The organism is Thiolapillus sp. (assembly GCF_048562965.1).
GTDB lineage: Bacteria > Pseudomonadota > Gammaproteobacteria > Chromatiales > Chromatiaceae > Thiolapillus > Thiolapillus brandeum_A.
This window is the reverse complement of the sequence record NZ_JBHNMF010000074.1, coordinates 1-10,402: the sequence shown is the minus strand read 5'-3', so window position 1 is coordinate 10,402 and position 10,402 is coordinate 1. Positions and strand designations below refer to the sequence as shown.

The window sequence follows — 10,402 nt, the reverse complement described above, 5'->3', positions numbered from 1 at the left end:
TCCATAGCGGCCTCCAGAAGTTTGTGTTGATTTCTCTTCTGAGAGGCCGCGCCTTGCTATGTCAACTATTTTTTGAGATTTTTAGTGGTTTTTCTCCTCTGAAACTCTAAACTCTAGTAAAATGTTTTACAGGCATAAAAAAACAGTACCCGAAGACCGGATACTGTTTTTCGAATGGTGCCGAAGGCCGGACTTGAACCGGCACGGCTTGCGCCACTACCCCCTCAAGATAGCGTGTCTACCAATTCCACCACTTCGGCATAAACTTTCAAACTACTTTTGTTCAGACTCTGTCTTCGCTGCATCTGGTGCAACGGGTGCAGGTACTGCTGTTTCCGCAGGTGTCGCCGGAACGACAGGCACATCGGAATCACCCGTGGCACCAGGGACCACAGGCAGGTCTGACTCTGCCGCAGGAATCGGCTGCGTCTCTACCGACGGCGCGTCTATCATCAGACCGGAATCACGGGCTGTCTGCATGGCCATCCAGGCCAGCGTCAGACTGGTGATGAAGAACAGCAGGGCCAGCACACCGGTAGTGCGGCTCAGAAAATTGGCCGATCCCCGCGCACCGAATACCGTTGAAGAAGCACCGCTGCCAAAAGCTGCTCCGGCATCCGCACCCTTGCCGTGCTGGATCAGGATCAGCCCGATGAGTCCGATAGACAGAAACAGATGAACTACGACCAGAATTGTATGCATTGACTGTGTCTCTTGTGTCCTTAATCGTTGGCGGCAGTACAGATGCCCAGAAAATCTTTGGCTGCCAGGGAAGCACCGCCGATCAGACCGCCGTCGATGTCCGCCTTGGCCAGCAGCTCAGCCGCATTGTCAGGCTTCATGCTGCCGCCGTACAGGATGCGCAGTCCTTCGGCCACTGCTGCGCTGCTTTTTGCAACCCGCCCGCGGATGAATGCGTGCACTTCCTGCGCCTGCTCGGGGCTGGCGGTCAGGCCGGTGCCGATAGCCCAAACGGGTTCATACGCGATGACACCTTCACCCAGCATATCCACACCACAATGCTCAATGACCGCATCGATCTGGCGGGCGACGACTTCTTCTGTAATACCGGACTCACGCTCTTCCTGGGTTTCACCAATACAGAACAGAGGTACGAGACCTGCCTTGCGCGCAGCGGTGAATTTCTCGGCCACCAGCATGTCCGTCTCACCATGATAGGTACGGCGCTCGGAGTGGCCGATGATCACATATTTGCAACCGAAATCTGTCAGCATGGAACCTGCGATCTCGCCGGTGTATGCGCCGGACTCGTGAACAGAAACATCCTGACCACCCCAGGCGATAGGCGTACCGTTCAATTGCGCCTGCACTTCGGGAATGAAAACCGCAGGCGGACAAACAGCGACCTCAGCCACCTTGACTTCGGCAATTCCAGCCTTCAAGCCAGCCAGCAGTTCCCTGACGCTCGCCAGCGATCCATTCATTTTCCAGTTTCCAGCTACCAACGGTTGACGCATATCTAAACTCCTGATCGAAATCACCCGCCATGATGTTCAGGGTGTTCCGGAAAAATCAAGCCGCGTAGTTTACCAATTGAAACAGAATTATCAATAATAATATTTCCGCCCATCCACCGGCCATGACAGAAAGTCTTGCGTGAAGACTCAAAAGAGCGCAGGATTAAAAAGATAATAATCCATCAAAGCAGCAAGGCAGTATGACACCAAAGGATCTCGAAACTGTTCGCAATCACGTAAGTTCAAAAGTTATCGGCCAGAAAAATCTCGTGGACGGCATGCTCATATGCCTCCTCGCGGACGGACATCTTCTCGTGGAAGGCATGCCTGGACTGGCCAAGACCACCGCAGTCAACGCCCTTTCGGAAGCACTCGAAGGTGATTTCCACCGCGTGCAGTTTACCCCGGACCTGCTGCCGTCAGACCTGGTGGGCACCGACATCTACCGTCACGAGAAGGCCGAGTTTGAATTTCGCCCCGGCCCGCTTTTCCATAATATACTGTTGGCAGACGAGGTAAACAGGGCGCCAGCCAAAGTACAGGCTGCCCTGCTCGAGGCCATGGGTGAACGGCAGATCACTGTCGGACAGAAAACCTATCCTCTTCCTGAACTGTTCATGGTGCTCGCCACCCAGAACCCCGTGGAACAGGAAGGCACCTATCAACTGCCCGAAGCCCAGCTGGACCGTTTTCTGATGCAGGTGGTCGTCGACTATCCCACTCATGCAGAAGAGCTGCAGATTCTCGAGCTCGACCACAACCGCCAGCAGGCTCAGGAAACCACTCCGCCTACTCCGCTGCCCCAGGAATCCCTGTTCGCCATGCGCAAATCTGCTGCCGAGCTGTTCCTGGATCCGAAACTCAACCAGTATATCGTCGACCTGGTGCAGGCAACACGCAATCCCGCCGTCTATGATGAAGAACTGGCGCGCTGGTGCCGTTTCGGTGCCTCACCCCGCGCCAGCCTGGCGCTGGCACGCTGCGCCCGCGCCCGTGCCTGGCTGGACGAGGACAAGTTCGTTTCTCCCGGCCATATCCAGCAGATCGCACCGGATATTCTGCGCCACCGGGTACTGCTCAGCTTCGAGGCGGAAGCCGAAGGCATCACCACGGACGATTTGATCCAGCGTCTCCTTTCCCTGGTTGCCATTCCTTAATTCCCCATGAGTCTGCAGCCTGTTCTGGATGACCTGCTGGAGTTGCGTCACCAGGCCCACGCCCTGGGGATGGCCTCCCATCATCTGGTCAATTCCTCTTTCGCCGGACTTTATCGCTCCGTATTCCGGGGCCAGGGGCTGAATTTCGAGGAAGTGCGGGAATACCAGGAAGGTGATGATATCCGCAACATGGACTGGAAGGTCACCGCACGCACAGGCGATCCCCACCTCAAGGTATTCCGCGAGGAACGCGAACGCAGCGTCATGCTGTGCGTGGACAAGGGATCCCATATGAACTTCGGCACACGCGGTACCTTCAAGTCGATACAGGCCGCCCGCGCCGCCGCACTGCTTGGCTGGGCGGCCAACCACCAGCACGACCGCGTCGGTGGCGTGCTGTTTGCCGATCCGCACCAGGAAAGCAGCTACTTCCGCGCCACCAAGGACCGCCGTGCGCTGTGGCGTCTTCTGCACGCACTCACGACCGAACCGGAAACCGCCACCAATCCCGCTCCGGAGCAATTGCCCGATATTCTGCTCAAGGCCAGCCGTGGCATAGGCACCGGTGGTCTGGTGTTCGTCATCGCCGATTTCAACCAACCGCTTGAAGGTCTGAAACGCGCACTGTCACAATTGGCCCAGCATCATTCCGTGGTGCTGGTTCCCATCGACGACCCCGCCGACCATGACCTGCCCGACATGGGTGAAGTGTTGTTTCGTAACGCTGGCGGTGAACTCCTCACCGTCAACACCGCAGACGAAAAGGGCCGCGAGCGATACAGGGAGGCCTGGGAGAAACGCCGCAAACAGCTGCAGCAAATGGCCAACGGGCTGGGTATCGCCGTCATTCCTGTGCGTACCAACGAGGATGTTCATACCGCACTGATGCACGGACTGGAAAGACGCCTGCGCATGAGGGCCTGGCTGTGAATCCCGATCTGCTGGCCCGCATGCGGGACATCCATGAACTGAAGATGGATCAGGTCTCCTGGTGGCCGCCGGCCATCGGCTGGTGGTTGCTGGCTGCAGCTGTGCTGGGATTGCTAGTTCTCCTGTGGTGGGGCTTTCGCAACCTGCGCGCCTACCCGCCCGGCACTTGGCACCGGGATGCCCGCAACCAGCTTCTGGCACTGAAAAAGCTTTCCCGCCAACTCACCCCCGAACAGAGCCTGAGAGAACTGTCAGAACTGCTGCGGCGCATCGCCGTCACCCGCCTGGGCCGGGAACAGGCCGCGGGACTCACCGGCGAGGACTGGCTGGCCTGGCTGCAACAGCAGGACCCCGCCAGCTTTGCCTGGCAGGAAAAAGCCACCGTGCTGATCACCGTACCCTATGCGCCGCCGGGGTATGCGAGCGTCAGTCAGGAGCAGGTCATAAAGCTTATCAACGCCGCACTGAACTGGGCCAGATACGACAGGAAGGCACGGTCATGATGCACTTCCACTGGCCCTGGATGGTCTTTCTGCTGATTCTGCCCACAGTACAATGGCTGCTGTCCCGCAGCCGGCGCTCGGTGGAACAGGACCAGCGCCAACGCCGCACCACCCTGCTGCACCCGTCCCTGGCCAGCCTGCAGTCCGCTTTCGCAGCCGCCCGGCCGCAACGCAGTACCGGCTCCCTGATTCAAAACCTGCTCATCGTGCTGTTATGGCTCGGCCTGACTTTTGCCCTGATGCGTCCCCAGTGGCTGCAACCTCATACCGAGGAACGCATCGAAGGCTACGATCTGATGCTCGCCGTGGATGCCTCCCATTCCATGGAAGCCCTGGATTTCAGTGTCAAGGGGCAGCAGGTGACACGTATGCAGGTGGTCAAGGGCGTCATGGGACGCTTCCTGGACCAGCGGCAGAACGACCGCGTGGGACTGATCATCTTCGGCAACCAGGCCTTCGTGCTTTCACCCTTGACTCTGGACAGGAAAAGCGTTGAACAACTGTTACTCAACCTGGTGCCCCGCATCGCCGGCGACGGCACTGCCATGGGTGATGCCATTGGCCTCGGTGTGAAAAAACTGCGCGAACGCCCACCGGGCTCCCGGGTACTGATTCTGGTCGCCGACGGTGAAAATACCGCCGGCACCATTCCACCACTGGAAGCGGCCAAACTCGCCGCAAAAGAAGGCATCCGCATTTACACTATCGGCGTTGGCAGTCACCAGAAGGAAGTTCCCATCGTGGAAGATGGACGCCTGACAACGCGCAGCGACCTAGGCTTCGACGAAACCCTGATGCGTGAACTGGCCGAAGTCACCGGCGGTGAATACTTCCGCGCCAGCGATACCGATGCTCTGGAAAAGATCTCCCAGCGCATCAACGAACTGGAAAAGACCCGCGCTGAATCACGCACCGTGTACGTGCCCTACCCCCTGTTCCGCTGGCCCCTGGGCCTGGCCATGCTGGCCCTGCTGCTGCTGGGTCTGTTCCCCGGCGCCCGCCTGCGAAAACTGCGGAGGATCGGCCATGCCTGAATCCTGCCTGCATTTCGCACAGCCTTTCTGGCTGCTGACCCTGTTCCTGCTGCCTATGGTCTGGCTGTGGTTGCACTACAGCCGCCCCTTGAAGCGACAGGGCCTGGAATCACGCTATGCCGATGCCAAACTGCTGCCCTACCTGACCGGCGAAGTACGCGGCAGTCAGCGCCGCAGCAGCCGCGTGCTGACTGCCTGGATGCTGACCTGGGCACTGTTCAGTATCGCCATGGCCGGCCCCAGATGGGACTACGAGCGCATTTCCGCCTTTCAGCCAGCGGCAGAACTGGTCATCCTGCTGGACATTTCCGCCTCCATGAATATCAGCGATGTACGCCCTTCCCGCCTGGCCCGCGCAAAGCAGGAAATCCAGGATCTGCTGAGGCTCAATCCCGGCATCCGCATGGGTCTGATTGCCTTCGCCACCGTGGCTCACGTCGTGGCTCCTGTAACCGAGGACATGGAAACCCTGGAACGCGTGCTTCCCAGCCTTTCCACCGAACTGGTCCGGCTCCCCGGCAGCCGCCTGGGCAATGCCCTTGAAAAAGCCGGCCTGCTGCTGGGGGATGACAGCAAGATTTCACGTCACATCCTGCTCATTACCGACGGTGATTTCGATGAGCCGAAATTGCTGGAGAAAGTCGACGAGCTTGCCGCGAAAAACATCCACCTGCATATTCTCGCTGTGGGTACGGAAGTTGGCGGACTGGTGCCCGAACGCTTTGTTTATACTGCCGGTGGCCGCACCCCGGTCTCGCGGCTGAACATTCCGCAGCTGAAAAAACTGGCCGACCACGGCAAAGGCCTGTTCCAGGTGGCGGACTACCACCAGAAGGATGTGCAGAAGATTCTCGATCTCGTCATTGCAGAAGCTGATCAGCAACAGATGCAGGAAATGCCTACCAGAGTCTGGAATGAGCGTTTCTACCTGCCGCTGATTCCCGCCATCTTCCTCATCATGTACCTATTTGGTCGTGGTAACCGGTTCGCGAGGAAGTCTTCATGAGAATCCTACCAGCTCTATTGCTCTTTCTGCTGGCGCTGGGCAACGCCCGGGCCGACCTGTTCGAAAACAGCCAGCAGACAGCGCTAAAACAATACCAGGAAGGCCATTACGACAAGGCAGCCAGCCTGTTCAGGGATCACTGGCACCGCGGTATCGCCCTGTACCGCGCCGGGCAATACGAAAGGTCTGCCGAGGAATTTTCGCAGGTGACCGATGAGGAACTGCGTACCGAGGCGCTCTACAACCGGGGCAATGCGCTCTTTCAGCTCGACGACCTGCCAGCCGCAGCCGAGGCCTATCGCGAAGCACTGAAACGCGATCCCGAACACGCTGATGCCCGCTACAACCTGTCACTGGTGGTCGCCCAGCTTGCCGAGGCCGAGCAGGAAAAGGCCCTCCAGGAAAAAGAAGAGCAAAAGAAAGAAGAAGAAAAGAAAGAACAGGAATCCAAGGAGCAGGAACAAAAGCAGGAATCTGAAAAAGAGCAGGAAAAACAGGAATCCGGCGATCAAAAGGAAGAAGAGCAGCAATCTTCCGGAGAACAGGAGTCCGAAGAGCAACAGTCGTCTGGCGAACAGGAATCCGAGGAACAGGAATCCTCCGGTGAGCAGGAGTCGGAAGAACAGCAGTCTTCAGGCGGGCAGAAATCGGAAGAACAGCAGTCCTCTGGCGATGAGCAATCGGAGGAAGAGCAATCCGGCGGCGAAACAAAGTCCGAGGAACAATCCTCCGAAGGGCAGCAGGAACAGGAGTCCTCCTCCGGAGACAAGGAACAGAAGCAGGAGGCCGAGGCAGGCAAGGAACAGCAGGAAGATAAGAAAGACAAGGGCGGTGATCAATCCGAAGAACAGCAGCCATCTGCCGGCAAGGAGCAGGAGTCTGCCGACCAACAAGAGAAACAGCCGGGTGAAGAGCAGGAAGGCGAGCAGAAAGAGCAGCCGGGCAAGGAGCCAGGACAGGATGAGAAAAAGCCCGAATCTTCTGCGGAAGAGCAGACAAGCGAAGAAATGGCGCCGGGAGAGCAGCCACCAGGAGAGCGCAGGCCCGGCTCGGCAGCCCGGGAAACCGAGACGTTCAGCAGCGAAGATGCCGGCAAGGAACAGGCGGCCGTGGAAGAATTCGACCAGCAGGGCGATCAGGCCACGCCTGATGCCGAACAGCAGCCTACCGATGAAACCCAGAGCGGCAAGGACGCACAGGCCGGCGGTAAAGGCAGCATGAGCCTGATGGAGCAATGGCTGCAGCAGGCAGAAGGCAACCCGGCCTACCTGATGCGCAACCAGTTCATGCTGGAAGAGCGTCGCGCCGTCAGCGACCGTTCAGCGCCGCTGCGCGAGACCCGCCCCTGGTAAATCCCTTTGGCAGAATGTCAGGGGGCGGTTAGAATTCCCGCTTTGCAGCGTCCAAACTTCAGGTAACCAAACATGAGTGCACAAATCCTCGATGGCAAGGCCATTGCCGCCGACCTGCGCAAGACCATTCAGGCGGAAGTGTCAGCCATTACCGCCAGCGGCCAGCGCCCACCGGGGCTGGCGGTCATTCTGGTCGGCGACAATCCCGCTTCCCAGGTCTATGTCCGCAACAAGCAGAAAGCCTGCGAAGAAGTGGGCTTCCTCTCCGAACTGATTCGCCTGGAAGCCGACACAGCGCAAGACGAGCTGCTGACACTCATCGATGAGCTCAATGAACGCGAAGAGATCGACGGCATCCTGGTACAGCTCCCTCTGCCGGAACAGATCGACGAGGAAACGGTCATAGAGCGTATCCTGCCCACCAAGGACGTGGACGGCTTTCATCCCTACAACGTGGGGCGACTGGTGCTGCGCATGCCCCTGTTGCGCCCCTGCACGCCCAAGGGCGTGATGACCATGCTGGAACGCACAGGCATGGAACTGGCAGGCAAGGATGCGGTGATCATCGGCCAGTCCAACATCGTGGGACGCCCCATGGCACTGGAACTGCTCATGGCCCGCTGCACCATCACCGTCTGCCACAGCCGTACGAAGAACCTGACCGACAAGATTCGCGGCGCAGACATCGTGGTCGCCGCCGTGGGCAGGCCGGAGTTCGTGCAGGGCGACTGGATAAAGCCGGGCGCCATCGTCATCGACGTGGGCATCAACCGCAAGGACGACGGCAAGCTCTGCGGCGACGTGGACTTTGCCTCGGCCAGCGAAGTGGCGGGCTGGATCACGCCTGTCCCCGGCGGCGTCGGCCCCATGACTATCGCCACCCTGCTGGAAAACACCCAGCAGGCCGCAATCCTGCACAACAGCGACACCTGAAATCACACACCGGAAAATCCGCAATGGCTCAATACATTTTCACCATGAACCGCGTCAGCAAGGTGGTCCCGCCCAAGCGCACTATCCTGCGAGACATTTCCCTGTCCTTCTTCCCCGGCGCCAAGATCGGCGTACTGGGTCTGAACGGCTCGGGCAAATCCACCCTGCTGAAAATCATGGCGGGGCTGGATCAGGATTTCGATGGTGAAGCCCGTCCCCAGGCCGGCATTCGCGTGGGTTATCTGCCCCAGGAACCCCAGCTGGACGAAAGCAAGGACGTGCGTGGCAATATCGAGGAAGCCCTCGGCGAGGTGAAGGAAGCCATGGACGAGCTGGAAAAGGTCTATGCTGCCTACGCAGAGCCGGATGCGGATTTCGATGCCCTGGCCAAGCGCCAGGCGGAGCTGGAAAACATCGTCCAGGCAGCAGACGGCCACCAGATAGAGCGCCAGCTGGAAGTGGCGGCAGAAGCCCTGCGCCTGCCGCCCTGGGAAGCGGACGTGAGCAAACTCTCAGGCGGTGAACGCCGCCGCGTGGCCCTGTGCAAGCTGCTGCTGTCCAAGCCCGACATGCTGCTGCTGGACGAGCCCACCAACCACCTGGACGCCGAATCCATCGCCTGGCTGGAACGCTTCCTGCACGAATACAGCGGTACCGTGGTGGCTGTTACCCACGACCGTTATTTCCTCGACAACGTCGCCGGCTGGATACTGGAACTGGACCGCGGCCACGGCATTCCCTGGGAGGGCAATTATTCTTCCTGGCTGGAACAGAAGGAAGCCCGCCTGGAGCAGGAAGCCAAGCAGGAGGCCGCCCGTATCAAGGCCATGAAGAAGGAGCTGGAATGGGTGCGCTCCAATCCCAAGGGACGCCAGGCCAAGTCCAAGGCCCGCCTGCAGCGTTTCGATGAACTGCAGAGTCAGGAGTTCCAGAAGCGCAATGAGACCAATGAAATCTACATTCCACCAGGTGAGCGCCTCGGGGATCTGGTCATCGAGGCCAATGGGCTGGCCAAGTCCTACGGCGACCGTCTGCTGTTCGAGGATCTGAGCTTCAACCTGCCCCCCGGCGGCATCGTGGGCATCATCGGTCCCAACGGTGCGGGCAAGACCACCCTCTTCCGCATGATCACCGGCCAGGAACAGGCAGACCGTGGTGAACTGCGCATCGGCCCCACCGTGCAGCTGGCCTACGTGGACCAGAGCCGGGATTCCCTGGACGACAACAAGACCGTGTGGGAAGAAATCTCCGACGGACAGGACATCATCGTGGTCGGACGCTTCGAAATGCAGTCCCGCGCCTATGTGGGCCATTTCAACTTCCGGGGTTCCGACCAGCAGAAGCGCGTCGGCGACCTTTCCGGCGGGGAACGCAACCGCGTGCACCTGGCCAAGCTGCTGCGCTCCGGCGGCAATGTGCTGTTGCTCGATGAGCCCACCAACGATCTGGACGTGGAAACCCTGCGCGCCCTGGAAGAAGCGCTGCTGACCTTTCCCGGCTGTGCCGTGGTCATCTCTCACGACCGCTGGTTCCTCGATCGCATCGCCACCCATATCATGGCTTTCGAAGGTGATTCCAAGGTCGTCTGGTTCGAGGGAAATTACGAAGACTACGAAGCGGACCGCAAGAAGCGTCTGGGTGAAGCGGCGGATCAGCCCCATCGCATCAAATACCGTCGCATCGACGCCTGAGCACGGATACATCCCTGTAGCCAAGATCCATCCCAGCTTCCCTGCTGGTCGTGCGCCGGCTTCCTCATGCCACCGACATGAGTGTCCGGCTTACCCTCATCGCATCAAATACCGGCCTATCGATGCCTGAACTTTGAGATACATCCCTGCAGCAGGCATCAGCCCGGCAGGTTGGACACTTTTCCCCGATAAATCAGGGCTAGTCGAGTAGATCGGCCATTGCTGGCTTTCACCCTCACAGAACCGGACGTGCGGATTTCCCGCATCCGGCTCTTCCGAGCAGGTCACCCGGATTGAGCGGGAGCCAATTGTCTGGGC

General features: G+C 59.2%; 11 protein-coding genes and 1 tRNA gene. 8 read left to right on the top strand and 4 right to left on the bottom strand.

Annotated features, from left to right (window positions below; genetic code table 11):
- Positions 1-175: 175 nt before the first annotated feature.
- The 3 genes from ACOCD2_RS06275 to tpiA form a co-directional block, all read right to left on the bottom strand.
- Positions 176-260, bottom strand: a tRNA-Leu gene (locus tag ACOCD2_RS06275).
- A gap of 13 nt (positions 261-273) precedes the next feature.
- The gene (gene secG / locus ACOCD2_RS06270; protein WP_293645919.1) at positions 274-702 is read right to left on the bottom strand and encodes a preprotein translocase subunit SecG; all 429 of its coding nucleotides are present in this window, start codon (positions 700-702) and stop codon (positions 274-276) included.
- Between the two features lie 20 nt (positions 703-722).
- Positions 723-1,478: a triose-phosphate isomerase gene (gene tpiA, locus ACOCD2_RS06265; RefSeq protein WP_293645921.1), complete on the bottom strand. Its 756-nt coding sequence runs from the start codon at positions 1,476-1,478 to the stop codon at positions 723-725.
- Between the two features lie 200 nt (positions 1,479-1,678).
- Here tpiA and ACOCD2_RS06260 point away from each other — a divergent pair, with 200 nt between their 5' ends.
- The 8 genes from ACOCD2_RS06260 to ettA all read left to right on the top strand — a co-directional run bounded on the left by ACOCD2_RS06260 (position 1,679) and on the right by ettA (position 10,084).
- Positions 1,679-2,635: an AAA family ATPase gene (locus ACOCD2_RS06260; RefSeq protein ID WP_293645923.1), complete on the top strand. Its 957-nt coding sequence runs from the start codon at positions 1,679-1,681 to the stop codon at positions 2,633-2,635.
- Positions 2,636-2,641: 6 nt separating this feature from the next.
- Positions 2,642-3,565, top strand: coding sequence for a DUF58 domain-containing protein (locus ACOCD2_RS06255; RefSeq protein WP_293645925.1), 924 nt, complete (start codon positions 2,642-2,644; stop codon positions 3,563-3,565).
- A complete protein-coding gene (locus ACOCD2_RS06250; protein WP_293645927.1) occupies positions 3,562-4,068 on the top strand; it encodes a DUF4381 domain-containing protein in 507 nt (168 codons plus the stop codon). The genes ACOCD2_RS06255 and ACOCD2_RS06250 overlap by 4 nt, the downstream gene beginning before the upstream one ends.
- Positions 4,065-5,102 (top strand): VWA domain-containing protein, encoded by a 1,038-nt coding sequence (locus tag ACOCD2_RS06245; RefSeq protein ID WP_293645929.1) that lies wholly within the window; start codon positions 4,065-4,067, stop codon positions 5,100-5,102. Before ACOCD2_RS06250 ends, ACOCD2_RS06245 begins: the two co-directional genes overlap by 4 nt.
- Positions 5,095-6,108, top strand: a complete 1,014-nt coding sequence (locus ACOCD2_RS06240; protein WP_293645931.1) for a vWA domain-containing protein — start codon at positions 5,095-5,097, stop codon at positions 6,106-6,108. The genes ACOCD2_RS06245 and ACOCD2_RS06240 overlap by 8 nt, the downstream gene beginning before the upstream one ends.
- Positions 6,105-7,460 (top strand): tetratricopeptide repeat protein, encoded by a 1,356-nt coding sequence (locus ACOCD2_RS06235; RefSeq protein WP_293645933.1) that lies wholly within the window; start codon positions 6,105-6,107, stop codon positions 7,458-7,460. Before ACOCD2_RS06240 ends, ACOCD2_RS06235 begins: the two co-directional genes overlap by 4 nt.
- A 72-nt stretch (positions 7,461-7,532) precedes the next feature.
- Complete coding sequence (gene folD, locus ACOCD2_RS06230; RefSeq protein ID WP_293645935.1) at positions 7,533-8,393, top strand: bifunctional methylenetetrahydrofolate dehydrogenase/methenyltetrahydrofolate cyclohydrolase FolD; 861 nt, start codon at positions 7,533-7,535, stop codon at positions 8,391-8,393.
- A 23-nt stretch (positions 8,394-8,416) separates the two neighbouring features.
- Complete coding sequence (gene ettA, locus ACOCD2_RS06225; RefSeq protein WP_293645937.1) at positions 8,417-10,084, top strand: energy-dependent translational throttle protein EttA; 1,668 nt, start codon at positions 8,417-8,419, stop codon at positions 10,082-10,084.
- Positions 10,085-10,180: 96 nt separating this feature from the next.
- Here ettA and ACOCD2_RS06220 read toward each other — a convergent pair.
- The coding region (locus tag ACOCD2_RS06220; protein ID WP_305800195.1) for a hypothetical protein at positions 10,181-10,402 on the bottom strand (222 nt) is incomplete at its 5' end.

Coding starts and splice junctions, on each gene's coding strand:
- secG (WP_293645919.1), bottom strand. CDS start 702: ATGCATACAATTCTGGTCGTAGTTCATCTGTTTCTGTCTATCGGACTC.
- tpiA (WP_293645921.1), bottom strand. CDS start 1,478: ATGCGTCAACCGTTGGTAGCTGGAAACTGGAAAATGAATGGATCGCTG.
- ACOCD2_RS06260 (WP_293645923.1), top strand. CDS start 1,679: ATGACACCAAAGGATCTCGAAACTGTTCGCAATCACGTAAGTTCAAAA.
- ACOCD2_RS06255 (WP_293645925.1), top strand. CDS start 2,642: ATGAGTCTGCAGCCTGTTCTGGATGACCTGCTGGAGTTGCGTCACCAG.
- ACOCD2_RS06245 (WP_293645929.1), top strand. CDS start 4,065: ATGATGCACTTCCACTGGCCCTGGATGGTCTTTCTGCTGATTCTGCCC.
- ACOCD2_RS06240 (WP_293645931.1), top strand. CDS start 5,095: ATGCCTGAATCCTGCCTGCATTTCGCACAGCCTTTCTGGCTGCTGACC.
- ACOCD2_RS06235 (WP_293645933.1), top strand. CDS start 6,105: ATGAGAATCCTACCAGCTCTATTGCTCTTTCTGCTGGCGCTGGGCAAC.
- folD (WP_293645935.1), top strand. CDS start 7,533: ATGAGTGCACAAATCCTCGATGGCAAGGCCATTGCCGCCGACCTGCGC.
- ettA (WP_293645937.1), top strand. CDS start 8,417: ATGGCTCAATACATTTTCACCATGAACCGCGTCAGCAAGGTGGTCCCG.